The sequence below is a fragment of the Microbispora catharanthi genome (assembly GCF_006334915.2).
Lineage (GTDB): Bacteria > Actinomycetota > Actinomycetes > Streptosporangiales > Streptosporangiaceae > Microbispora > Microbispora catharanthi.
This window is the reverse complement of sequence record NZ_VDMA02000013.1, coordinates 187,412-211,171: the sequence shown is the minus strand read 5'-3', so window position 1 is coordinate 211,171 and position 23,760 is coordinate 187,412. Positions and strand designations below refer to the sequence as shown.

At 72.5% G+C, this 23,760-nt stretch carries 24 protein-coding genes; 18 read left to right on the top strand and 6 right to left on the bottom strand.

What is annotated here, in order from left to right; genetic code table 11:
* Positions 1–103 precede the first annotated feature (103 nt).
* Together FH610_RS24330 and FH610_RS24325 are read left to right on the top strand one after the other, a co-directional pair.
* The gene (locus FH610_RS24330; protein WP_240809169.1) at positions 104–796 is read left to right on the top strand and encodes a CBS domain-containing protein; all 693 of its coding nucleotides are present in this window, start codon (positions 104–106) and stop codon (positions 794–796) included.
* Positions 793–1,272, top strand: a complete 480-nt coding sequence (locus FH610_RS24325) for a CBS domain-containing protein (protein ID WP_139577084.1) — start codon at positions 793–795, stop codon at positions 1,270–1,272. The genes FH610_RS24330 and FH610_RS24325 overlap by 4 nt, the downstream gene beginning before the upstream one ends.
* Here the strand turns inward: FH610_RS24325 and FH610_RS24320 are convergent.
* Positions 1,259–2,263, bottom strand: coding sequence for a zinc-binding alcohol dehydrogenase family protein (locus FH610_RS24320; RefSeq protein ID WP_139577182.1), 1,005 nt, complete (start codon positions 2,261–2,263; stop codon positions 1,259–1,261). The two genes, FH610_RS24325 and FH610_RS24320, sit on opposite strands and share 14 nt — an antisense overlap.
* Complete coding sequence (locus tag FH610_RS24315) at positions 2,263–2,691, bottom strand: pyridoxamine 5'-phosphate oxidase family protein (protein ID WP_139577083.1); 429 nt, start codon at positions 2,689–2,691, stop codon at positions 2,263–2,265. Before FH610_RS24315 ends, FH610_RS24320 begins: the two co-directional genes overlap by 1 nt.
* Positions 2,692–2,864: 173 nt before the next feature.
* Here FH610_RS24315 and FH610_RS24310 point away from each other — a divergent pair, with 173 nt between their 5' ends.
* From FH610_RS24310 to FH610_RS44620, 8 genes are all read left to right on the top strand, one after another.
* On the top strand, positions 2,865–3,269 hold the full coding sequence (locus tag FH610_RS24310) for a VOC family protein (protein WP_139577082.1): 405 nt from the start codon (positions 2,865–2,867) through the stop codon (positions 3,267–3,269).
* Positions 3,270–3,335: 66 nt separating this feature from the next.
* The gene (locus FH610_RS24305) at positions 3,336–3,548 is read left to right on the top strand and encodes a hypothetical protein (protein ID WP_205826008.1); all 213 of its coding nucleotides are present in this window, start codon (positions 3,336–3,338) and stop codon (positions 3,546–3,548) included.
* Positions 3,549–3,553: 5 nt separating this feature from the next.
* Complete coding sequence (locus FH610_RS24300) at positions 3,554–3,889, top strand: ArsR/SmtB family transcription factor (RefSeq protein ID WP_139577172.1); 336 nt, start codon at positions 3,554–3,556, stop codon at positions 3,887–3,889.
* Positions 3,886–5,607, top strand: coding sequence for a SulP family inorganic anion transporter (locus FH610_RS24295; RefSeq protein WP_139577081.1), 1,722 nt, complete (start codon positions 3,886–3,888; stop codon positions 5,605–5,607). The genes FH610_RS24300 and FH610_RS24295 overlap by 4 nt, the downstream gene beginning before the upstream one ends.
* Positions 5,608–5,688: 81 nt before the next feature.
* Complete coding sequence (locus FH610_RS24290; RefSeq protein WP_139577080.1) at positions 5,689–7,014, top strand: lanthionine synthetase LanC family protein; 1,326 nt, start codon at positions 5,689–5,691, stop codon at positions 7,012–7,014.
* 177 nt (positions 7,015–7,191) lie between these two features.
* Positions 7,192–7,803 carry a YHS domain-containing protein gene (locus FH610_RS24285; protein WP_139577079.1) on the top strand — a complete coding sequence of 204 codons (612 nt, stop codon included), beginning with the start codon at positions 7,192–7,194 and terminating at the stop codon, positions 7,801–7,803.
* A gap of 174 nt (positions 7,804–7,977) precedes the next feature.
* Positions 7,978–9,534, top strand: a complete 1,557-nt coding sequence (locus tag FH610_RS24280) for a cellulose binding domain-containing protein (protein ID WP_139577078.1) — start codon at positions 7,978–7,980, stop codon at positions 9,532–9,534.
* A gap of 228 nt (positions 9,535–9,762) precedes the next feature.
* A complete protein-coding gene (locus FH610_RS44620) occupies positions 9,763–10,917 on the top strand; it encodes a hypothetical protein (RefSeq protein WP_240809162.1) in 1,155 nt (384 codons plus the stop codon).
* A gap of 22 nt (positions 10,918–10,939) precedes the next feature.
* Here FH610_RS44620 and secA2 read toward each other — a convergent pair whose 3' ends face one another.
* Positions 10,940–13,207, bottom strand: a complete 2,268-nt coding sequence (gene secA2, locus FH610_RS24270; protein WP_240809161.1) for an accessory Sec system translocase SecA2 — start codon at positions 13,205–13,207, stop codon at positions 10,940–10,942.
* Positions 13,208–13,335: 128 nt separating this feature from the next.
* Between secA2 and FH610_RS24265 the strand changes: the two genes are divergently transcribed.
* Positions 13,336–13,692 (top strand): VOC family protein, encoded by a 357-nt coding sequence (locus FH610_RS24265; protein ID WP_139577076.1) that lies wholly within the window; start codon positions 13,336–13,338, stop codon positions 13,690–13,692.
* A 428-nt stretch (positions 13,693–14,120) separates the two neighbouring features.
* Positions 14,121–15,008 carry a DMT family transporter gene (locus FH610_RS24260; RefSeq protein WP_139577075.1) on the top strand — a complete coding sequence of 296 codons (888 nt, stop codon included), beginning with the start codon at positions 14,121–14,123 and terminating at the stop codon, positions 15,006–15,008.
* A gap of 29 nt (positions 15,009–15,037) precedes the next feature.
* Here the strand turns inward: FH610_RS24260 and FH610_RS24255 are convergent, their stop codons facing one another.
* Positions 15,038–16,177: an FAD-dependent monooxygenase gene (locus FH610_RS24255; protein WP_139577074.1), complete on the bottom strand. Its 1,140-nt coding sequence runs from the start codon at positions 16,175–16,177 to the stop codon at positions 15,038–15,040.
* Between the two features lie 68 nt (positions 16,178–16,245).
* Here FH610_RS24255 and FH610_RS24250 point away from each other — a divergent pair, with 68 nt between their 5' ends.
* Positions 16,246–16,830: a TetR/AcrR family transcriptional regulator gene (locus FH610_RS24250; RefSeq protein WP_139577073.1), complete on the top strand. Its 585-nt coding sequence runs from the start codon at positions 16,246–16,248 to the stop codon at positions 16,828–16,830.
* Between the two features lie 116 nt (positions 16,831–16,946).
* Here FH610_RS24250 and FH610_RS24245 read toward each other — a convergent pair whose 3' ends face one another.
* Positions 16,947–17,525, bottom strand: coding sequence for a GNAT family N-acetyltransferase (locus tag FH610_RS24245; protein ID WP_139577072.1), 579 nt, complete (start codon positions 17,523–17,525; stop codon positions 16,947–16,949).
* A gap of 119 nt (positions 17,526–17,644) precedes the next feature.
* On the opposite strand from FH610_RS24245, the gene FH610_RS24240 reads away from it, so the two are divergent.
* From FH610_RS24240 to FH610_RS24225, 4 genes are read left to right on the top strand one after another with little or no spacing between them, the layout of a single operon-like run.
* A complete protein-coding gene (locus FH610_RS24240; RefSeq protein WP_139577071.1) occupies positions 17,645–18,595 on the top strand; it encodes a phosphotransferase family protein in 951 nt (316 codons plus the stop codon).
* A 1-nt stretch (position 18,596) separates the two neighbouring features.
* Positions 18,597–19,817 carry an acyl-CoA dehydrogenase family protein gene (locus FH610_RS24235; protein ID WP_139577070.1) on the top strand — a complete coding sequence of 407 codons (1,221 nt, stop codon included), beginning with the start codon at positions 18,597–18,599 and terminating at the stop codon, positions 19,815–19,817.
* Positions 19,818–19,838: 21 nt separating this feature from the next.
* Positions 19,839–21,011, top strand: a complete 1,173-nt coding sequence (locus FH610_RS24230) for an acyl-CoA dehydrogenase family protein (RefSeq protein ID WP_139577069.1) — start codon at positions 19,839–19,841, stop codon at positions 21,009–21,011.
* The gene (locus FH610_RS24225; RefSeq protein ID WP_139577068.1) at positions 21,008–22,156 is read left to right on the top strand and encodes an acyl-CoA dehydrogenase family protein; all 1,149 of its coding nucleotides are present in this window, start codon (positions 21,008–21,010) and stop codon (positions 22,154–22,156) included. Before FH610_RS24230 ends, FH610_RS24225 begins: the two co-directional genes overlap by 4 nt.
* A gap of 19 nt (positions 22,157–22,175) precedes the next feature.
* Here the strand turns inward: FH610_RS24225 and FH610_RS24220 are convergent, their stop codons facing one another.
* A complete protein-coding gene (locus FH610_RS24220) occupies positions 22,176–22,805 on the bottom strand; it encodes a TetR/AcrR family transcriptional regulator (RefSeq protein WP_139577067.1) in 630 nt (209 codons plus the stop codon).
* 152 nt (positions 22,806–22,957) lie between these two features.
* On the opposite strand from FH610_RS24220, the gene FH610_RS24215 reads away from it, so the two are divergent.
* On the top strand, positions 22,958–23,725 hold the full coding sequence (locus FH610_RS24215) for a nuclease-related domain-containing protein (RefSeq protein ID WP_139577066.1): 768 nt from the start codon (positions 22,958–22,960) through the stop codon (positions 23,723–23,725).
* Positions 23,726–23,760 lie beyond the last annotated feature (35 nt).

The following is a 23,760-nucleotide window of genomic DNA, read 5'->3' as shown; positions in this document are numbered from 1 at the left end:
GTAGGGGGACGTTCGCCGGTCGCCCCGCCGCCGGTCATGGCCGAGGCTGGGGGCGTGGCCATGACTGGGGAGTGGTCATGATCGGGGGGAGGTCGCCGTGCCGATGACCGTCTGCGACGTCATGAACAGGTTCGTCGTCGCCGTCGAGGCCACGGCCTCGTTCTCCGACGTGGTCACCGCCATGTGCCGGTTCCATGTCGGGGCCGTCCCTGTCGTGGACGGGGACCGCCGCGTGATCGGCATGGTGAGCGACGACGACCTGCTGCTCAAGGACCTCGACATGCGGCCCGGCGATCTGATCATCGAGGGGCCGTCCCGCCGCAGGGAGCGCAGGAAGGCGAGCGGCCGCAGCGTCGCCCAGATCATGAGCAGCCCCGCGATCACGGTCACCGAGGACACCCCGCTGCGGCGGGCGGCCTGTCTCATGCACCGCAACAGGATCAAGGAGCTGCCGGTGGTGGACGGGCAGACCGGCCGCATCACCGGGCTGGTCAAACAGTTCGATCTGATCAGGGCGTTCTGCCGGCCCCCGGAGGACCTCCGCGACGACGTCCTCGAGGTGACGTCGCGCCACTCCCGCCAGTGCGCCGTACGGATCCAGGACGGGATCGTCCACCTCGACGGCGGCGTGGAGCGGCGTTCCCAGCTCTGCGCCCTGATCGAGGAGGTCTGGCAGGTGGACGGCGTGGTGGACGTCGACTCCTCCATCACATACGAGATCGACGATGTGGACCGGGCCGTCCCCGCGGGCGCGCCCCGGCGGACCGGCCCGGCGGAAGGCGGACGGGATCGATGAGCGTCGAGACCACGACCGCGTCCGAGGTGATGACCCGGACGCTCGTCACGGTGGAGCCGGAGGAGTCGCCGCTGATGGCCTGGGAGCTCATGTGGCGGGCCGGCGTCCACCACCTCCCGGTCGTGGACGCCTGCTGCCGGCTCGTCGGCGTGCTCGGGCGGGAGGACGTCGCCGCGCACTGGTCGGGTGGCCCCGCCGAGCAGTCGCAGGCGGTGGTGCGCACGCTCGTGCAGGGGCGGCGCTGTCCCCGGGTCGCCCCGGACGCCCCGCTGTCCGAGGTCGCCGCGCTGATGGTCGACGCCGACTGCGGCGCGGTCCCCGTGCTCGGCCCGGACGACGTCCTGCGGGGCCTGGTCACCACCACCGACGTGCTGATGGCGCTGGCCGGGAGGACGGCGCGTCCGGCCGGCGACCCCGCGGACGTGAAGGGCGGCCTGTTCCACCTGGAGCCGGTGCCGCCCGTCACCTGTCCATGAGCAGGACGGCCGCCCCCTCGACGCGGTCGGCGGCCAGGTCGGCCAGCGCCTGGCCGGCGGCGTCGAAGGAGTAGGGCGTCGTCGTGACCCGCGGATGATGGAGGGCCGCCAGCCGCAGGAACTCCCGCCCGTCGTCGCGGGTGTTGGCCGTGACGCTGCGCAGCGTGCGCTCCTGGAACAGGTGGCGCTGGTAGTTCAGCACCGGGATGTCGGTGAGGTGGATCCCCGCCACCGCGAGCGTGCCGCCCCGGTCGAGCGCGGCCAGCGCGACCGGCACGAGGTCGCCGACCGGGGCGAACAGGATGGCCGCGTCCAGGGGCTCGGGCGGCGGTTCGGCGCTGCCCGCCGCGGAGGCCGCGCCCAGCCGGAGCGCGAGCTCCCTCGCCGCCGCCGACCTCGTCATCACGTGTACGGTCGCGCCCTCGGCGATCGCGATCTGGGCGGTCAGATGGGCCGAGGCACCGAACCCGTAGACGCCGAGCCGCCCTCCCGGGGGCAGGTCGGCGCGGACCAGCGCGCGATATCCGATGATCCCCGCGCACAGCAGCGGGGCGAGCGTCTCGGCCGGGGTGTCCTCGGGCAGCGGGTAGACGTACGCCGCGGGGGCGGTCAGCAGCTCCGCGTACCCGCCGTCGGCGTCCCAGCCCGTGTAGGTGGACGCGGGGCACAGGTTCTCCGCGCCGCGCAGGCAGTAGCGGCACCGGCCGCAGGTTGAGCGCAGCCAGGCCACCCCCACGCGGGTGCCGACCGGCGGCCCCGCCGTGTCCGGGCCGAGCCCCGCCACGCGTCCCACGACCTCGTGCCCGGGAACCGTACGAGGGCGTCTCGGGGGGAGGTCGCCCTCGGCGAGGTGCAGGTCGGTGCGGCAGACCGCGCAGGCCTCGACGCGGACCAGCAGTTCCCCGGGCCCGGGCACGGGGTCCGGCAGCACGGCCCGCTCCAGCGGCCGTGTCGCGACGGGCCCCGGCCGGGCCACGACCCAGGCCTCCATCACGCGTGCTGGATGCGCCGGCCGCTGACCTCGTTGGGCGAGATCCGGATGTAGAGCGGACGGTCGCCGCCCGCCCACGACTCCACGGCGTTCTTGTTCACGTCGCCGGTGATGTGGTGGGCCCCGCCGCGCATGAGCACGCTCCAGCCCTCCCGGGTGCTCTCGTCGATGTGGTCCACCTCGAAGGCCACCATGAAGTCGGCCCCCTCGATCCCCGTGCGCAGGTCGGCGTCCATCGGGCCGCCGAGAGCGGTGCGGAACAAGACGGCGCCCTGCTCGATCGTGTAGTTGACCGGCAGGATCACGGGCCCGGTCGGGTTGTTGAAGGCGACCCTGCCCACACCGCCCGGCGAGATCAGCCGCAGGCACTCCTCGCGGTCGAGCTTGTCCAGGCGCGGCATGCCGGCGGGAGCCGTGTCTTCAGTCATGCGAACCTCCACGATGATCCTCAACGGGCGTCGGCGACCAGTCTGCCGTTCCCGTCCCTCCGGCGGCACCGACGTCCGTCGCTCGACGGAGGGACTAAGGGCCCGGGAAGCCTTGGCCGCCGTTTGCCGTAATCCATCCCCAACCGCATGCCCCGAATGGGCACGACCGTCACGTGGAAGTGCTGAGCAGCCGCATACTCCTGCGATCGGCCGACCGGGCCGCGAGCCGCCGTTTCTATCGGGACGTCCTGGGCCTGGCCGTCAACCGGGAGTTCGGCCCGGTCGAGGACCCCGGGGTGGTGTTCTTCCTGGGGCAGGGGTTCGTCGAGGTCTCGCCGCGCACCGGCGACGTACGGGAGGGGCCGGCGGTCTGGTTGCAGGTGCGCGACGTGCAGAGGGAGCACGACCGGCTGGTGGAGGCCGGGGTGCGGGTGTCCCGCCCGCCCCGGCTGGAGCCGTGGGGGCTGGTGGAGATGTGGATCGAGGACCCCGACGGCCTGCCGATCGTGCTGGTCGAGATCCCCGAGGGCCATCCACTGCGGCGCGACCAGCGTTCCTTCACGGCGCGCCCCGCCTGAGCCCCGTCTCCGGCCGCCCCGCATGGTTGCGGTGCTGCTGAATTGAAGAATTCTTCAATTGCGAATATGCTGGGTACCGTCGACGGAAGAGAGGACGACATGCACGAGTTCACGGCGGAGCTGCGCGCCCGGCTCGCGGAGGCGCGCGAGGAGCTGCGGCGGGCGCGGGAGAGCGGCGACGAGCATGGCGTCCAGGTCGCCTCGGGCCGGCTGGACAACCTGAACCGCCTGGCCGCCGACCACGGGATCAGCCTGGAGGCCGCAGGAGGGGCGGAATGAGCCCGATGCCCGTCCCGCTCTACCAAGCCAAGGCCGATTTCTTCCGCACTCTGGGTCATCCGGTGCGGATCCGCGTGCTCGAACTCCTGCGGGACGGGCCCCGCCCGGTCCGCGAATTACTCACCGAGATCGAGGTGGAGGCGTCGAACCTGTCCCAGCAGCTCGCCGTGCTGCGCCGTACCGGCCTGGTCGGCGCGGTCAGGGAGGGAGGCACGGTGGTCTACTCGCTGGCCACCCCCGACGTCGTGGACCTGCTCGCGACGGCCCGGCGGATCCTCACCGACATGATCACCGGCCAGGGCGAGCTGCTGGCCGAGCTTCAGGCGGAGGCGGCAGAGTGACCGGCGCGGCCAAGCGGCTGTACGGCCGGATCGCGGGTCTGCTGCCCTCGCCCGCCGACTGGCGACCGGCCCGCCGCAGCCCCGGCCGCGACCTGATCGCCGGGCTCACGGTCGCGGTGGTGGCCCTGCCGCTCGCGCTGGCCTTCGGGGTCGGCTCCGGGCTGGGCGCGCAGGCCGGCCTGGCGACCGCCGTCGTCGCGGGCGCGATCGCCGCCGTCTTCGGCGGCAGCAACCTCCAGGTGTCGGGGCCCACGGGGGCCATGACCGTCGTCCTCGTCCCGATCGTGCACAGTCACGGCCCGGGCGGGGTGCTCGCGGTCGGCCTGCTCGCCGGGATCGTGCTCGTGGTGCTCGCGCTGGCCCGGGTCGGCAGGTACGCCCGCTACATGCCGACCCCCGTCATCGAAGGTTTCACGGCGGGCATCGCCGTCGTCATCGCGCTCCAGCAGGTGCCCGCGGCGCTCGGCGTGACCGGCGAGGGTGAGCGGGTGTGGCAGGCGGCGGGGAGCGCGGTCGCGAACTTCGCGCGCGATCCGCATCCGGTGCCGATCGCGATGGCGCTCGTGGTCGCCGGAGTCATGCTGCTGGGCGCGCGGTGGCGGCCCGCGGTGCCGTTCTCCTTCCTCACGGTCGTGGCCGCCACGGTCGTGGCCGAGGCCGCAGGGCTGGACGTCGCCCGCATCGGAACCCTGCCGGCCGGGCTGCCCGCGCCGTCGATCGGCTTCCTCGATCCGGGCGCCGTCACCTCGCTGCTCCCGGCGGCCCTCGCCGTGGCCGCACTCGGGGCCCTGGAGAGCCTGCTGTGCGCCTCGGTCGCCGACGGCATGAGCGTGGGGGAGCGGCACGACCCCGACCGCGAGCTGTTCGGGCAGGGCCTGGCGAACGTCGTCTCCCCGCTCTTCGGCGGCATCCCCGCCACCGCCGCGATCGCCCGTACGGCGGTCAACGTCCGATCGGGTGCCCGCTCGCGCCTGGCCGCCCTGGCGCACGCCGTCGTGCTTGCCGCCATCGTGTTCAGCGCGGGCGGCCTGGTGGGGCGCATCCCGCTGGCCGCGCTGGCCGGAGTGCTCCTGGCCACGACGGTCCGCATGGTCGAGGTCGGCTCGCTGCGCGCCATCGCCCGCGCCACCCGGGGCGACGCCGCGGTGATGGTCCTCACCTTCGCCGTCACCGTCGTCTTCGACCTCGTCACCGCGGTCGCGGTCGGCGTCGGCGTCGCGATCGTGCTCGCCCTGCGGGCCGTCGCGCGCAGCGCGCAGATCGAGCAGGTCCCGCTGGAGACCGGCGACCACAGCGACGAGGAACGGCGCCTGCTGGCCGAGCACATCGTGGCCTACCGGTTCGACGGCCCGCTGTTCTTCGGCGCGGCCCACCGCTTCCTGCTCGAGCTGTCGGAGGTCGCCGACGTGCGGGTGGTCATCCTGCGCATGTCGCGCGTGTCCACGATCGACGCCACCGGCGCCGGTGTCCTCGGGGACGCGATCAGGCGGCTGGAGGGGAAGGGGATCATCGTGCTGCTGTCGGGCATCCGGCCGGGCCACGACGAGGTCCTCGGCGGGCTCGGGGTGGCCGACCACCTCCGCCGTGACGGGCTCGTCTTCCCGGACACGCCGGCCGCGATCGCCCACGCAAGGACGCTGCTCGGACTCCCGTCCGCGCCACCGCCGACCCCGGTCCTCGCGGCACGTCACCCGGACGTTTCCGCGCCGACGGTGTGATCGGCGCACGACTGCCCGTAGGCTTCCGAGTGGAAGAACAATAGCCTTAATTTCCTACCAGCTTTGTGGGAGACTGGGGTGATGAGCGCCTGGCCCCGCGAGACACCTGTCACCGCCGCTGTCACGGCCGCGCGCTGGGTGCGGTCGGCGGCGGTCGACGACGACCTGGGACGGCGATGGCGGGCCAACCCCGATCCCCGGGGGCGGTCGGCCGGGGCCGGTGACGTCTCGTCCCTCTACGCCGGCGCGGCCGGCGTCGTGCTGTTCTTCCTCGAACTCGCCGCCGCCACCGGCCACGAGGCGTACCTGGAGGACGCGCTCGCGGGAGCGCGCAGGCTCGCCGTCACCTGGCCCGAGCAGCGCGACCCGACCTTCTATCACGGGCTCGCCGGCCTGGTCTTCGCGATGGCGGAGACGGGGTGGGCGACGGGCGACGAGGAGATCTTCGGGGCGGCCCGCGCCGCCGCCGACCGCCTCGTCCGCGACGCCCGCCCCCTCGGCGACGGCATCGGCTGGACCGGCGACCCGGCGCAGCGCGGTGACGGGGGGATCGTGCTCGCGCTCCTGCACGCGGCCGGCATCCTCGGCGTCCCGGCGTACGAGGAGGTGGCGATCGAGGCGGGGGAGCGCATCGCGGGCCTCGTCGTCCCCGGGCACCGCTTCGGCGGCGACGCCGCCCCCGACCTGCCCGTGGACGCCGTCACCCCCGGGTTCCTGTCCGGGACGGCGGGCACGGCGTTCCTGCTCGCCCGACTGTACGGCGTGACCCGCGACGGGCGATTCCTGGCGGCGGCCCGCAGGGGCGCCGACTTCGTCCGCACGGTCAGCGTGGTCACCGACAGATGCGCGCTCGTGCCGCACCACATCCCGCAGGGGCGCCGGCTCCACTACCTCGGCTTCTGCTCCGGATCCGCCGGGGTGGCCCGCATGTTCCACGAGCTGCACCGGGTCACCGGCGACCCGGGCGATCTCGATTGGATGGAACGGCTCGCGCACGGAATCATGCAGAGCGGCGTGCCCGGGGCCCGGCCCCAGGGTCACTGGGACGTGGCCTGCCTGTGCTGCGGCACAGCCGGGCTGATCGAGTGTTTCGTGGGCCTGTACGCGGCCACGGGGCACGAGCCGTACCTCGGCTTCGCGCGCACGCTCGCGATCGACCTGATCGGGCGCGCGACCGCGGGCGACGAGGCCGGCTTCCGCTGGTATCAGGCCTATCGGCGGCTCCGGCCCGGGGAGGTCACGGCCGACACCGGATACATGGTGGGAGCCGCGGGCATCGGGACGGCCCTGCTGCACCTGGACGCCACGGAGCGCACCGGCACACCGCGCCGGCTGATCCTCCTGCCGGACAACCCGTTCCCGGCCATCCCGATCCCCGCCGCCGTCCTGCGCGGCGACCAGGCATAGCCACGCGCTCGCAGACGCCGGACGGGGTCGGGAGCGGACTACTCCGTACGGCGTAGCGCGCCCGCCCACTGCGCCCGGCGCAGTAGCCGGGAGAGTCCTCCCCGGGGCGACGACAGTGAGGATTCGTCGCGGCAAAATCGCCACCGATCGACCCTTTTCGGGAAGGATGGAGCGACGATGTTGTTTGTCGAGCTGCTGGTGCCCAAGGGCATGTTCGACGAGTGGGAGCGCCGGGTGCTCGCCGGGCGGCTCACGGCGCGGCGTCTGCTGTCGCCCGTGGACGGCACGACACCCGCCGCGGACCCCGGTGTCATGGATCTGTTCGACTCGCTCTCCCACGTGGTGGTCCGTGAGGAGGAGGTCTGGATCGCGGGCGGGAACCTGCTCGACGGCTCGCAGGACCCTTGGTATGTGGTGAACGTCATCGTCGGACTGTGGGGCAAGGAGATGAGCGAGCACCTCATCTCCCGGATCACCGCCGAACTCGCGGAGGCGGAGGGGCGCCCCGAGCCGCGTGTCGTGGTGAACGTGATCAGTCTTCCGGAGGGCGGCTACGGCCTGCGCGGGCGGGTGCGGCGTTCCTCGGACTTCCTCGCCCTGATCGAGGAGGCCAAGACCGGATCGGCCGCGCACGTGCCGGACGGCATGGTCGTCGACCCGGTCTGCGGCGCCACCGTGCCGCTGGAAGAGGCGGTGATCCTGGAGCGCGACGGGCAGACCTACGGCTTCTGCTGCCCCCATTGCCGCGGGCACTTCGTCAGAGAATCGAGTGCTGCGGGGGCGTCCTGACGGCGGCGGGCGGCCGACGCCCCGGAGGCGGCGCGCCGGGCCGGATCCCGGCTGAAAATTTCACCTGCTCGCGGCAGGTAGGCCCAGTTCAGCCGGGGTGACGCCCGCCGCGTCTTTGACTTAACCGGTCTAGTTCACAACGCTTCGCTCCGGTCTTCTATGGAAGGACGGAGCATGCGACGGAGAGGCGCGATCCTCACCGCACTGGGGCTGATCGCCGCAGGCGGACTCGCCTTGGGCAACACGCCGGCGGCCCAGGCCGCCGTGGCGTGCAAGGTCACCTACACGGCCAGTCAGTGGCAGGGCGGCATGTCCGCCAACCTGAGCATCCAGAACCTGGGCGACGCCCTGAGCGACTGGACGCTCACCTTCACGTTCCCCGACAGCGGTCAGAAGGTCACCCAGGGGTGGTCGGCCACCTGGAGCCAGTCGGGCAGCGCCGTGACCGCGACGGCGGTGGACTGGAACAGGTCCCTGTCCACCGGCGGCTCGACGAGCATCGGCTTCAACGGATCCTGGTCCGGAAGCAACCCGGCGCCGACCGACTTCACGCTGAACGGCGTCGCCTGCGACGGCGGCACGCCGTCGCAGTCCCCGTCGCCCTCGCCCTCCCGCTCGCCGAGCCCGTCGCCGAGCCCGTCGCCCAGCCCCTCGCGGAGCCCGTCCCCGAGCCCCTCGCCCTCGACGTCGCCCAGCCCCTCCACCAGCCCCTCCACAGGGGCGGCGCCGAAGCTGAAGGTGTCGGGCAACAAGATCGTGAACGCCGCGACCGGCACGCCGTACCGGCTGCTTGGGGTCAACCGGTCGGGCGGCGAGTTCATGTGCGTCCAGGGCCGCGGCATCTGGGACGGCCCGGTCGACAACGCGGCGATCGACGCGATGAGGACGTGGAACGTGAGGGCGGTCCGCGTCCCGCTGAACGAGGAGTGCTGGCTCGGCCTGAGCAACATCCAGTCCTCGTACGGCGGCGCCGCCTACCAGAACGAGGTCAAGGCGTACGTCGACCGGCTGGTCGCCAAGGGCGTCACCCCGATCGTCGAGATGCACTGGAACTACGGCCAGTACACCGGCAACTCCTCGGGCTGCTCCGACGTCCACGCCTCCTGCCAGAAGCCGATGCCGGACGCGCAGTACGCCCCGCAGTTCTGGACAGGGGTGGCGAACGCGTTCAAGGGCCGTGACGAGGTCGTGTTCGACCTGTTCAACGAGCCCTATCCGGAGCGCGCGACCGGCGGCGCCGCCTCGGGGTGGGCCTGCTGGCGCGACGGCGGCACCTGCTCCGGCATCCCCTACCAGGTGGCGGGCTTCCAGTCCCTGGTGAACGCGGTGCGCGCCACCGGTGCGACCAACATCATCATGCTGGGCGGCCTGGCCTACTCCAACGACCTGTCGCAGTGGCTGCAGTACAAGCCCACGGACTCGCGGAACAACCTGGCCGCCGCGTGGCACGTGTACAACTTCAACTCCTGCGTCAGCACCTCGTGCTGGGACGCCCAGCTCGCGCCGGTGGCGGCCCAGGTCCCGTTGGTGGCCGGGGAGATCGGTGAGAACACCTGCTCGCACGGGTTCATCGACCAGGTCATGAACTGGTTCGACGCCAAGGGCCTGTCCTACCTCGGCTGGACCTGGAACACCTGGGACTGCTCCACCGGCCCGTCCCTGATCAGCGACTACAACGGCACCCCGACCGCCTTCGGGGCCGGGCTGCGGGCTCGCCTGCTGACGTCCTGATCCCGATACGTGGCGTGCCCTCCTTCCCTCCGGCCCCCCGGGAAGGGGGGCGCGTCGCATCTGACTTTGCCACTTCATGGGAAGTTCGTCCAGAAAGTAAAACTTTCGCCTGAGATGTCGAGATTTGGGGTGTTCTTGGCTTAGTGTCCGGTTACCCAACCGTGACCAGTCAGGAGATCCCCCATTTCCAGCTACGCGGACCCCCACAACGACGCCCTCCGGGAGCAGATGAGCCCGGCGAAGGGCGAGACGCTTCACGCGACCGCCGTGTCCCCGCACCGGCAGGACGCCTCCGCCCGCCCCGCCCCGGCGGGCTCCCAGGACACACCCGCCGACGGCGCCGACGCGGCCACCGCGCCCGCCGTTCCCGAGGTCGGCTGCCCGACCGCCGAAGGCCACACCGTCCTGTACGCCGGCAAGACGACCGCGTCGTACTTCTGGGACGACGGGTCGGGCGTCAACGGCGACACCGGCGCCCCCGCGTCGGGCGAGCCGATGCAGGAGGGCCTGGCCGCCAGCCCGAGCTGGCCGATGGGCACCAAGGGCTATGTGGTCTACAAGGGGAAGAAGGCCGACTTCTTCATCGGCGACCGCGGCCCCGGCGTTCCCTCCAGCAGCGGCGTCATGCTCGACCTCGACGGCAAGACGTTCGCCGATCTGACCGGCGGCACCTGGAACACCGACTCGCTCACCGTCGAGGACGCGGACGGGCTCGGCCACATCCCGGTGAAGTACGTGATCACTCAATGGGGCAAGGGCCTCGGCAAGACGGGCGCGCCCAAGCCGTTCTCGACGGGCGCGTACGGGGTCAAGGACCAGCCGAAGCCCCCGCCGCCCTGCCCCGCCACGGCTCCCGCTCCCTCCGCCTCTCCCGCCGCGCCGCAGGACTCCGCTCCCACGTCCACGCCCGGCGTGAAGGAGAGCCCGGCCCCCGTGGCCCCCGTGGCCCCCGTGGCCTCCGCGTCCGTGGCGCCCGCCGCGCCCGCGCCGCCCGCCTCGCCGGACACGCCGGACGCGTCGGCCATGCGGGCCGAGGCGGCCACGGCCCAGATGTCCCCACTTTTTGGTACGACAGGGGCGAACCCTGCCCCGAATCCTGCCGCGAACCCTGCCGCGAACGCCGCCGGGAAGACCATCCCGAAGACCACCCCGAAGACCGTCGCGGAGACCGTGAAGGGGGCGAGGACCAGCGAGGTGACGGCCTCCCCGGCGTTCACCCCCGCGTCGGCCGTGGACGGACAGCTGGAAGAGGCGGCCGTTCCCGCCTTCTCGGTCGCGATCGTGGTGTGCGCGCTCGCCGCCGTGGGCGCCAAGGCCGTGCTGAGCCGGCCCGCCCACGCTCACGGAACCTCGCACCGGCAGGGCCGCGACCGCGACGAGTAGGGCCCCGGCGGCCCGCGGACCTCTACCGTTTGCGGCGCTTGAGCGCTCCGGCCACGCGCTTGAGCACGCGGTCCCACTCCGAGCCGAACGGGTTGTCCTGCACCAGGTAGGTCCAGGTGGCCGTGGGCCGCTTGAGGCCCTGCTCCGCGAGGTCCCGGGTGACGTCGGCCTTCTCGAAGGTCTCCTTGGAACGCCGCTCGACCTCGTCGAGCATCGCCCGGTAGGCCGGAACGGCCTCGCGGTTGAACTCGTCGAGCGGGTTCAACCGCCCGAGGGCCCGCAGGTGGATGCCCTCGCGGAGGTCGGCGAGGAAGCCGAGGTGCTCGGTCCAGCAGCGGTCGAGGTGATACAGCACGATCTGCCGGGCGGCCCGTTCGACCGTCTCCTCGCCCGCCGTCTCGCACAGCTCGCGGTAGCGCTCCGGGCAGGCCTGCTCCAGGGCCCGCGCCCCCGTGTCGCCGTGCAGGACGCGGTCGCGCCGCTCCAGCACCTCCGCCCGCTGGCGCTCCTGCAGCCGCGTGTAGCGCCAGGTGTTGCGGTGGATCTCCAGGTTGACGCCCTCCGCCACGCGCTGGGCGTGTGCCACCAGCCCGGCGGCGTCCGCGGCCCGCACGACGCCGTCGCGGCCGGCCGCGGGCAGCGACTGGTCCGGCGCGTACGCGGTGAGGAGCGTGTCCTCGCCGCTGACGAAGAACACCGAGCCGCCGGGGTCGCCCTGCCGTCCGGCGCGGCCCCGCAACTGGTCGTCCAGCCTGCTGCTCTCGTGCCTGCCGGTGCCGATGACGTAGAGCCCGCCGAGCGCGGCGACCTCCTGCTCCTCGTCCGGGTCGCCCGCGCCGAGCCGGATGTCGGTGCCGCGCCCGGCCATCTGCGTGGACACCGTGATCGCGCCGCGCCGGCCGGCCTTCGCGATGATCTGCGCCTCCTCGGCGTCGTTCTTCGCGTTGAGCACGGCCGCGCTCAGCCCCCCGGCCTCCAGGGCCTCGGCCAGGCGCTCGGACTCGGCGACGTCGAGCGTGCCGACGAGGATCGGCTGCCCGGTGGCGTGCCGGGTCTCGATCTCCTCCAGCAGCGCCCGCTCCTTGTCCTCCAGCGTGGCGAAGATCCGGTCGGGCTCGTCCACCCGTACGCACGGCCTGTTGGGCGGGATGACCGCGACCCTGAGGTCGTAGAACTCCCGCAGCTGCTCGGCCACGGCGATCGCGGTGCCGGTCATGCCACACACCTGCGGGTAGCGGCGGATGAGGCTCTGCACGGTGAGCGAGTCGAGGATCTCGCCCGTCTCCGACGCCGGCAGGTGCTCCTTGGCCTCGACGGCCGCCTGCAGCCCGTCCGGCCAGCGCTGCAGCACGGCGACCCGGCCGCGCGAGGTGTTGATCAGGTGGACCCGGCCGTCCCTCACGATGTAGTCGACGTCCCTGGTCAGCAGCGCGTGGGCGTGCAGGGCGAGGTTGACCTGGGTCACCACGCCGGGGTGCTCGTAGAGGTCGACCCCGAGGGCCTTCTCGACCGTGTCGGTGCCCTTGGGGGTGAGGAAGACGCTGCGCCCCTCCTCGTCGATCGTGTAGTGGTAGCCGCGCGACAGCCGCCGCACCAGGGCCGCCATCTCGGGCAGCGCCGTGCCGGGGTCGGCCGTGCCGGCCAGCACCAGCGGCACGCGGGCCTCGTCCACCAGGACCGAGTCGGCCTCGTCCACCAGCGCGACCTCGGGGGCGGGCACGACAAGTTCGGCCGGGTCGGTGCACAGGCGGTCGCGCAGCACGTCGAACCCCAGCTCGCTGACGGCTCCGTACGTGACGTCGCAGGCGTACGCCGCCCCCCGCTCCTCCGAGGTGGAGGTCTCGGCGATCCACCCGGCCGTGAGGCCGAGCGTCTCGTACAGCGGGCCCATCCACTCGGCGTCGCGGCGGGCGAGGTAGTCGTTGACCGAGACCGCGTGGACCCGGGCGCCGCGCAACGCGAACCCGGCCGCCGTCAGCGCGCCGACGAGCGTCTTGCCCTCGCCGGTGGCCATCTGCACGACGTGGCCCTCGAGCATGGCGAGCATGCCCACGAGCTGCACGTCGTACGGCCGCTGGCCGAGCGCCCGGCGGGCGGCCTCCCGCATCACGGCGCAGAAGTCGGCGGAGCCGACCCAGTCGGGATCGACGGCCGCGGGGCGCAGGTCGGCGCGCCGGGTGACCTCGCCCTCCAGCTCGCCCGCCTCGGCCACGATCCGCTGGAAGGGGGCCAGATCGACGCTTCCTGGTTTGTCCAGGAACCGCTTGATCCATTCGCCTACCCGTGCCACATCCGCTCCAACGACTCGCTTGCCGGACTGGTTCCACATGCCCGGTTCATGGTCCCACTATCGATGCCGATTTCCGTGGCGCACCTACCTGACACTCCCTGACAGGTATACGCGGAAAGATGGTCCCCATGACAACGATCGCGAAGCTCATCGCCGTGACCATCGACTGTGCCGAGCCGAAGAAGCTCGCCGAGTTCTACTCCCAGATCACCGGATTCCCCGTGCAGTACGCCGAGGAGGAGTACGCGGGGATCGGCGACGGCGCGACGAGCATCTACTTCCAGCGCGTGCCCGACCGGAAGGCCCCCTCCTGGCCCGGCCCGGACAAGCAGTTCCACCTCGACTTCCGGGTGCCCGACGTGGCCAAGGCGGTGGAGGAGTACATCGCGCTCGGGGCGACCAAGCCGGAGTTCCAGCCGGGCGACTGGGTGGTGCTCGCCGACCCGGAGGGCCACCTTTTCTGCGTGTGTCCGGAGAGGTCCTGAAGCGGGCCCAGTGGTCCTGAAGTGGGCGTCGGGTGACCGGATCGGGGTGGTGACGGCCGACGGCAGGGCCTGGGTGAAGGAGGGGGCCTGTCCACGAACTGGGTCCTGGAGCACGACAGCGCCATGCAGCTCGTCCTCGCCGGCGACCGCCTCCGCGTGGTCCGGGCGGACGGCGTCGCGCTGTCAAGGAGGGCGGGCTGTCCGCCACCTGGGTGACCGAGAACACCGGGGTCATCGACCTCGCCCTGTCCAGCGGCGTCGACTGAGCCGCGCATCGTTCCCCACCGGGATCCGCGCCGGTCGCGGATCCCGGGGAGCGGATCTGGGGGAGCTGGCCGGAAAGCCGGACTTGTGTCACGGGCTCCCTGGGCGAGTGCCGGGTCCCACTAAGCTTGCGTGGTGATTTCTCGACACGCCGGCGGGCGCGCATGACCTGGGTGGGAGTGGCCATCGCCCTCGTCGGCGCGCTGGGATACGCCCTGGGTGCGGCGCTGCAGCAGTTCGAAGCGGTGAGCGAGGGGGCCACCCTCGCTCTCGTCAGAAGGCCCCGCTGGTGGATCGGCGGGGTCATCGGTTTCACCGGGGCGTCCCTGCACGCGGTGGCGCTCAGCCTGGCTCCGCTGGTCGTCGTCCAGCCCGTGAGCGTGGCGACCCTCGTGTTCGCGGTGCCGCTCGCCGCGACGCTGCACGGCAGGCGCCCGCGCCGGGCAGAGATCGCCGGGTCGATCGCGGTGGCGGTCGGCCTGCTCGGCCTCATGTTGCTGGTCCCGGCGCACAACGTGACTCCGGTCCTGTCCGACGCGCACGCCCTGGAGCTGATCGGCTGCGTCGCCCTGGTGGTCGCCGTCACGTTCACCGCGGCCCGTCGGCTGAGGGGCCCGGCGAAGGCGCTGCTGATGGCGGTCGGCGCCGGAGCGGTCACCGCTACCGTGTCCACCTTCGTCCGGGTCGTCGGCGGTGGGCTCCAAGGAGACCTCGGTCACCTGCTCCACTGGTTCACCCTGGCCATCCCGGTGCTGCTGGTCTGCGCCGTGGTGCTGCTGCAGAAGTCGTACGCCGTGGGCTACTTCGGCATCGCCTACGCCGGGGTCCAGGTCGTCGACCCCATCACCTCGGTCACCGCCGGAGCGGTGCTGCTGGGCGAGTCGCTGCCCACCGAAGTGGACAAGGTGATCCCCGCGCTGCTCGCGGCCGGCCTGCTGATCGCCGGGACGATCACGCTCGGCCGCCTCGCCCCCGACCATTCCAAGCCCGCTGCCGCACCGGCCGAGCCGGACAGGATCGGCGACCCGGTGGTCGCGTCCGAGGCGGCCTGACAGCTGCGGCCGCCGATCTCCTCGGCGGTTCAGGGCGACCAGGTGAAGATCTGGTCGCCCTGACGCAACGCGAGCCCGGGCCCGAACCAGCCCGCCGCCCGCATCGCGCCGTCGCGCAGAGCGACCGCCGACGGGTTGCGCCACCGGGTGAGCCGGCCGATCGCCCGCGACCGCCGCACGATCGGCGTCGTCCGTGCCAGTCGCTCCCTGCTGTAGACGGCCAGCCCCGCGGCCGGGTCGCCGTGAGGTGAGACGCGCTCGGCGAGCACGACGGCGTCCTCGATGGCCTGGCAGGCCCCCTGTCCGAGGTTGGGCGTCATGGGGTGGGCCGCGTCGCCCAGCAGCGCGACCCGTCCCGCGTGGAAGGCGGGCAGCGGGGCGTCGAGGCAGTGGATGTCGTGGCGGAGCACGGTCGCGGGGTCGGCGGCGTCCAGCAGCGCCGGGATCGGGTCGTGCCAGCGGCCGAACAACCGGAGCAGTTCGTCCCTCTCGTCCGCCGCGCGCAGGCCCGCCGGAACAGCCGCGGTGGCGTAGCAGTACACCTGACCGCCCGCGAGCGGCATGACTCCGAAGATCAGCCCACGGCCCCAGGTCTCGGACGCGCCCGTCACGCCGGGCAGCGGCACGATCGCCCGCCAGCTCGTCACGCCCGCGTAGACCGGCGCGGGATGCGCGGGGAACAGAGCCGAGCGGATCCGGGACCGGATCCCGTCGGCCGCCACGACCAGGTCGGCCTCGATCGTCTCCGCCGCCCCCGACACGGTGACGCGCCCGGTCGCGGGATCGACGGACTCGACCCGAGTGCTCACCCGCAGGGCGCCCTGCGGCAGGCGCCCGGCGAGGATGTCGACCAGCGCCGAGCGGGTGAGCAGCACGATGGGATCGCCATACCGGGCGGCGGCGTCCTCGGCGGTGGTCCGCGACAGCCATCGGCCGGCCGGCAACCGGATGCCGCTCTGGCCCTGGATGGCGGAGAGCTTCCTGACCTCGTCCCCGAGTCCGATCACGTCGAGCGCCCGGAGCGCGTTGGGCGCGACCGCCAGCCCGGCGCCCACCGGCTCGATCGAGGCCGCCTGTTCCAGGACCGTCACCGACCAGTCCTTCCGCGCCAGGGCGAGGGCCGCCGTCAGCCCGCCGATGCCCGCCCCGATCACCACCGCGTGCGCCATGCCCGCCTCCTCGTCACTACAGCTGTAGTGAGCGTACTACAGCCGTAGTCCGCCTCTACGATGAGGAGGTGAGCAGTCAGCGGGCGGTCGTCGTCGCGGACGCGGCCATCGCGATCCTGGCCGAGCGGGGGATGCGCGGCCTCACCCATCGGGCGGTGGACGAGGCCGCGGGGCTGCCGCCGGGCTCCACCTCGAACCACGCGCGCACGCGGGCGGCGCTGCTGGAGCTCGCGCTGGTCCGGCTCACCCAGCGCGAGGAGACCGTGTTCACCGCCGCGATGACCTCCGGCGGCCGGACGCCCGAGAGCGCGGGCGAAGTGACGCGGCTGGCGGATCTCCTGGCGAGGACGACGCACGCGGCGATCACCGTGCACCGGGAGACCACCATCGCACGATACGAGCTGGCGCTGGAGGCGAGCCGGCGCCCCGAGCTGCGCACGACGTACGACGAGATGGGGCGCCGGTTCCGGGAGCAGGCCGTCGCGGTGCTGGCCGCCGCCGGTTCGCCCGATCCGGTGCGGCACGGCCGGCAGATGGTCGCCTACGTCGAAGGGCTGCTGTTCGACGCGGTCGTGGGGGCGGGGGACGTGCCGACCCTCGAGGAGCTCGACGCCGCCTTCCGGGAGCTTCTCCGCATCGCCTCAGGACGGTGAGTCTCGCCGGTCGTGACGTGGCGTCAGCCTCGCTGGAGTAGCAGGAGGTCTGCCAGGTGCCCGAGGTCGGCCGCACCGCTCCAGCCGGCAGGAGGGTGATCGCGAGAAAGTTGCATCTAACGGGCGGCCAGCAGGCGGGCGCGGTGGGCAGGCCACTCCTCGTCGAGGATGGAATAGAGGGGGCTGTCGCGCCAGGTGCCGTCCGCGCGGCGGTACTGCCGCCGGAGCACGCCCTCCCGGACGCCGCCGATGCGCTCGATGGCCGCCTGCGACCGCAGGTTGCGGATGTCGGTCTTCAGCACCACCCGGACGAACCCCAGAGCGAAGGCGTGGTCGAGCAGCAGGACCTTGCACTCGGTGTTGACGGCGGTGCGCCAGTAGGCCCTGCCATACCACGTGGAGCCGATCTCCACGCTCTCGTCGAAGCCGCCGACGTCCCAGTAGCCGGTCGAGCCGATCGCCCGGCCGGTCTCCTTGAGGACCACCGCGAACTGGGTGGTACGCGGGTCGGCGAGCAGCTTGTCCACCAGGCGGCGCATGTCCTCCTCGGTCTCCGGCACCGGCTCCGGCCGGAACCGCCAGACCTCCTCGTCCTGTGCTGCGAGAAACAGGTCGGGCACGTGTCCGGGGGCGAGCGGCTCAAGGCGTACGGCGCGGCCGTCGAGCACGGCCGGCGCGGGCATCTTCGCGGTCATGCGCCCGACGTTATCGGCGACGTACGGTGCGAGCGGATGGCCACTTGGGGCGGAACGGCGAGGACCACTTGGGCGTGACCGTGTCGACACACATACCGTCTGGTCGGTACGCTGACGGCGTGAACGCTGACCCGCCCGGCCTCGACCTCACCCGCCTCGCCGAGCACCTCCAGCGCGAGGGACTGACCGAAGGGCCGCTCACCGCGGAGCTGATTGTGGGCGGCAAGTCCAATCTGACGTACGTCGTCAGGGACGGCACGAGCACATATGTCGTGCGGCGGCCGCCGCTCGGGCACGTCCTGGCGACGGCGCACGACATGGGCCGCGAATACCGGGTCATGAGCGCGCTCCAGGACACCGGCGTTCCGGTGCCGCGCACCTATCACCTGTGCCGGGAACCGGAGATCATCGGCGCGCCCTTCTACGTGATGGAGCACGTCGTGGGCGGGCAGCCGCCGCTCACCCCGGCCCTCGCCCACGGGCTGGTGGACGTGCTGGCCGCGCTGCACTCGATCACCCCCGAGAGCGTGGGCCTCGGCGACTTCGGCAAGCCCGACGGTTTCCTGGAGCGGCAGGTCGCCCGGTGGAAGCGGCAGCTCGACGCCTCGCGCAGTCGCGAGGTGCCCGGCATCGACGACCTCTACGAGCGGCTCGCTCGCGACGTGCCCGCCTCCGGCAAGCCGGCGATCGTGCACGGCGACTTCAAGCTGGGCAACACGCTCATCGCCGACGGCGAGGTGCGGGCCGTGCTCGACTGGGAGATGTCCACGCTCGGCGACCCGCTCACCGACCTGGCGCTGTTCCTCCTGTACGGCGACGTCGCCTCGCTCGACCGGGGCGCGGCCGGTGAGTCGCCGCCCGGCTTCGAGCTGGCCGCCCACTACGGGGAGGCGTCCGGCCGCGACCTGTCCCGGCTCGGCTGGTACGTCGGCCTCGCCTGCTTCAAGCTCGCGGTGATCGCCGAGGGCATCCATTTCCGATACACGAAGGGGCTCACGGTGGGGGAGGGCTTCGCCGAGGTCGGCGATCAGGTCGCCCCGATCGTCGCCCGCGGGCTGATGGAGGTCTGAGATGGACTTCGGGTTCGACGCGACCACGAACCGCTACCGGGAACGGCTGCTGGAGTTCATGGACGAGTGCGTCTACCCGGCCGAGCACGCCTTCCACGAACAGGCGGCCCAGATGCGGGCGACACAGCGCGGGTGGGGCCCGCCGCCGATGCTGGAGGACCTCAAGACCGAAGCCCGCTCGCGCGGCCTGTGGAACCTGTTCCTCCCCGGAGAGAAGGGCGCGGGACTGAACAACCTCCAGTACGCCCCGCTCGCGGAGATCATGGGCAGGTCGCCCGCCATCGCGCCGCCCGCCACCAACTGCGCCGCCCCCGACACCGGCAACATGGAGGTGCTGGCGGAGTTCGGCAGCGAGTGGCAGCGCAAGGAATACCTGGAGCCGCTGCTGGCCGGGGAGATCAGGTCGGCCTTCGCGATGACCGAGCCCGACGTCGCCTCCTCCGACGCGACGAACATCGCGACCTCCATCAGGAGGGACGGCGGGGAGTACGTCGTCAACGGCCGCAAGTGGTTCATCACCGGCGCGATGAACCCCGACTGCCGGGTCTTCATCGTGATGGGCAAGACCGATCCCGAGGCGCCCAAGCACCGCCAGCAGAGCATGGTGCTCGTCCCGCGGGACGCCCCCGGTCTCACCGTACGGCGCGGCATGACGGTCTTCGGCTACGACGACGCCGACCACGGCGGCCACGCCGAGGTGGTGTTCGAGGACGTACGCGTGCCGGTGGACAACCTGATCGGCGAGGAGGGCGGCGGCTTCGCCATCGCCCAGGCGCGGCTCGGGCCGGGGCGCATCCACCACTGCATGCGGCTCATCGGCATGGCCGAGCGGGCCGTGGAGCTGATGTGCCGCCGGGTGCTGACGCGGGAGGCGTTCGGCAAGCCGCTGGCCCGGCAGGGAGTGATCCAGGACTGGATCGCCGAGTCGCGGGTGCGCATCGAGCAACTGCGCCTGCTGGTGCTGAAGACGGCCTGGCTGATGGACACGGTCGGCAACAAGGGCGCGCACACCGAGATCCAGGCCATCAAGATCGCCGGTCCGGCGACGGTGGAGTGGATCCTGGACAAGGCCATCCAGGCGCACGGCGCCGGCGGGATCAGCCAGGACTTCCCGCTGGCGGCGCTGTGGGCGGGCGCGCGGTCGCTGCGGTTCGCCGACGGCCCCGACGAGGTCCACAAGCGGTCGCTGGCCTACCGCGAGCTCAAAAAGTACATGCGCTGAATCTGTGGGGGTTGATATTTCGTGGCATGGGATGAGGCGTCGGTCGCCGAGCGCGCCAGAGCCTTCCTCGCGGAGCACGACCCGGCGGCCATGGACCGCCTGGAGTTCCTGCGCGCCCGGTTCGACGCCGGGCTGGCCTGGGTGCACTTCCCCGAGGGCCTCGGCGGGCTCGGCGCGCCCCGGGATCTGCAGGCCGTGGCCGACCGGGAGCTGAAGGGCACGCCCGACAACCAGCCGGGCCGGATCGGCATCGGCCTCGGCATGGCCGCCCCGACGATCCTCGCGTTCGGCACCGAGGAGCAGAAGAAGCGCTTCCTGCGGTCGCTGTGGACGGGCGAGGAGGTGTGGTGCCAGCTGTTCAGCGAGCCCGGCGCCGGTTCCGACCTCGCCACGCTGGCCACCCGCGCCGTACGCGAGGGCGACGAGTGGGTGGTGGACGGCCAGAAGGTGTGGACGTCGAGCGCGCACACCGCCCGCTGGGCCATTCTCGTGGCCCGCACCGACCCGGGCGTGCCCAAGCACCGCGGGCTGACCTATTTCGTGTGCGACATGCACGCCCCCGGCGTCGAGGTGCGCCCGCTGCGCCAGATCACCGGTGAGGCCGAGTTCAACGAGGTCTTCCTCACCGGGGTGCGGCTGCCCGACGCGCTGCGGCTGGGCGAGGTGGGCGACGGCTGGCGGGTCGCGCAGACCACGCTGATGAACGAGCGGGTGGCGATCGGCGGCGCCCCCGCCCGGCGCACGATGATGGGCGTCGTCGCCGAGACCTGGCGCTCCCGGCCCGAGCTGCGCACGCACGACCTGCACCAGCGGCTGCTCAAGCTCTGGGTCGACTCGGAGGTCATGCGCCTGACGGCCGTACGGCTGCGGGAGCAGCTCGCCGCCGGGCATCCGGGGCCGGAGGGCTCGGGCATGAAGCTGGCCTTCGCCCGGCTGCACCAGGAGCTGTCCGGCATCGAGGTCGAGATGCTGCGCGAGGACGGCCTGGCCTACGACGACTGGACGTTCCGCCGGCCCGACAAGGTCGACTTCATCGGCCGGGAGGCCGGCTACCGCTACCTGCGCGCCAAGGGCAACTCGATCGAGGGCGGCACCTCCGAGATCCTGCGCAACATCATCGCCGAACGCGTCCTCGGCCTGCCCGCCGAGCCGCGTGCCGACAAGGACGTCGCCTGGAAGGACCTCCCCCGATGACGCTGCTGTACACGGAGGTGGAGGAGGAGCTGCGGGCCGCCGTGCGCGACCTGCTCGCCGACAAGTGCTCCCCCTCGGCCGTGCTCGACCGTGTCGAGTCCGGCACGCCGTACGACGCGGAGCTGTGGAAGGCGCTGGCCCGCGACATCGGCGTGGCCGGGCTGCTGATCCCCGAGGAGCTCGGCGGCTCCGCCTCCCGTAAAGGCGGCGCCTCGGCCCGCGAGGCCGCCGTCGTGCTGGAGGAGCTGGGCCGCGCCGTGGCTCCCGTGCCGTTCCTGAGCAGCGCCGTCCTGGCCACCCAGGCCCTGCTGACCGCCGGGGGAGACATCGCGGAAGAGCTGCTGGGACGCCTGGCCGCGGGCGAGGCGACGGCCACGCTCGCGGTGTCGTTCGCCGCCTCGCCGTATGCGCCGCCGAATCCGATGGTCACCCTTGGCGAGGACGGCACGGTGACCGGCACGGTCACCGGGGTGATCGGCGCGGAGGTCGCCGACGTCCTGCTCGTCCCCGTACGGCTGGCGCAGGGCACCGGGCTGTGCGTGGTGGAGGCGTCCGCCGCGGTCCGGGTGACGCCGGTCACCTCGCTCGACCTGACCCGGCCCATCGCGACCGTGTCGTTCGCGTCGGCGCCGGCGCGGGTCGTCGCGAGGGCCGACGGGCTGGAGGTGCCGTGGGTGTGGGAGGCCCTGGTGCGCGGCGCCGGGCTGCTCGCCTCGGAACAGCTCGGCGTCGCCGAGTGGTGCCTCACCACGACGGTCGCGTACGTGAAGGAACGCAGGCAGTTCGCCCGGCCGGTGGGGTCGTTCCAGGCGGTCAAGCACCGGCTGGCCGACCTGTGGCTCGAGGTCGTGGGGGCCAGGGCGGCGGCCCGCAACGCGGCCGCCCGGCTGGCGGACACGGCCTCCGCGGGACCGCTCGGCGACGACGCCGCGGTGGCCGTCGCGGTGGCGCAGGCCCATTGCGGAGCGGTGGCGGTGCACGCCGCCGAGGAGTGCGTGCAGCTCCATGGCGGCATCGGGATGACCTGGGAGCACCCGGCGCACCTCTACCTCAAGCGGGCCAAGGCCGATCAGATCGCGCTGGGCACGCCGGGCGACCACCGTGAGGCGCTGGCCGGTCCGGCGGACCTCCCGGCGCCCGCCTGAGCCGCGTTTCCGGGCCCGGTCAGGGCCGCAGGGAGTTGAGCAGGAGGTCGGCGAAGTGGCGGCCGACCTCCTGGCCGGTCAGCGGGCCGTCGGGGTGATACCAGGTGCCGAGGTGGTGGACCGAGCCGAAGAAGAAGTCGACCACCATCTCGGCGGGGATGTCGTCGCGGAAGACGCCGGCGCGCTGCCCCTCGACGACGAGGTCGCGGAACCGCTCGTGGTAGCGCCGCCGCTCGGCCCGCACGCTCTTGTACGTCTCCGGCGCGAGCTGGTGCATCGACCTGAAGAAGATCTTGGAGTCGTCCAGGTTGTCGACCGTGGTCACCACCACGTCGGTCGCCGCCGCGTGCAGCCGGTCGGCCACCGGGCCCTCCGCGTCGGCGAACCGGTTGAGTCGCTCCATCTGCAGGCGCAGCACCCGGGCGTAGATCTCGTGGAGCAGGTCGTCCTTGGAGTCGAAGTAGTGGTACATGGCGCCCTTGGTGACGCCGGCCGCCGCGACGATCTCCTGCACCGACGTGCTCTCGAAACCCCGCCCGGCGAACAGCCGGGTGGCCTCGGCGAGCAGGCGCTGCCGCACCGGCTCCTCCAGGGACCCGTTCGCGGGGCGCTCCCCGTTCGCGCGATCCCCCGTTACGCGGCGGGCCATGCCGACCTCCTTCGTCTCTCGGGTCAAGCATACCGACTGGTCGGTCAAGCGTCGGCACTGGCGTAATTGCGCTACTTCCCTCACCTTAGGAGGGTTGGGATTCCCGCTCGGGTATCCCGGAGAAAGCCGCATGCCTAGTGTGGGGGGTTCGCGTGCCGAATGGGTCTATTTACGTCCCGAAGGACGAGAAGTTCACCGGTGCCTCGCCGCAGAACCTGTACGAGACGTTCTGGTTCGCCGGACGCAAGAACCGGATCCGGGTGCGGGCCGCGATCACCTTCGCGGGGTTCGTCATCGGCAACCTGGTGGGCCCGCGGCTCGGGCTGAACATGTTCGCCGCCGGCCTCGGGCTGGCCGCCCTCGCGGGCGGCACGGACCTGTTCATCGCCTGGCGCCTGCACGAGCGTACGGCGGTGTGGCGGGGCAAGCGCCGCGGCGAGGTGCGCACCGGACGGTTGCTGCGTCTCGGGCTGCGCCGGCACGGCTACCGGGTGATGGACGGCCGGGCCGTGCCCGGCGAGGCGTCGATCGACCACCTCGTCATCGGGCCGGGCGGCCTGTGGATCGTGGACAACGAGGCGTGGTCGCCCGACACCCTGATCGCGCGGTACGGCGAGCGCCTGTTCTTCGACGAGAAGTTCGGCACCTCGGTCGCCAAGGGCCTCATCTCCGCCGCCGGTTCGATGGCCGCGCTGCTGACCAAGGAGACCGGCATCGAGGTCTCCATCGCCCCGGTGCTCGCGGTGCACGGCGGGAAGATCAAGGCCAGGGGCGGCGCGCTGCACGGGGAGGGGCTGACCGTCGCCTACCCGGGCAGGGTGGCCCGCTGGATCCGCACCCACGGTTCCGCCGAGTTCACCGAGGAGCAGATCGAACTGCTGGCCCGTACGGCGGCCCGCATCCTGCGCCGCATGAGCTGAGCACGCCGACGCGGGCCGGAATCGATTCGGGCGAA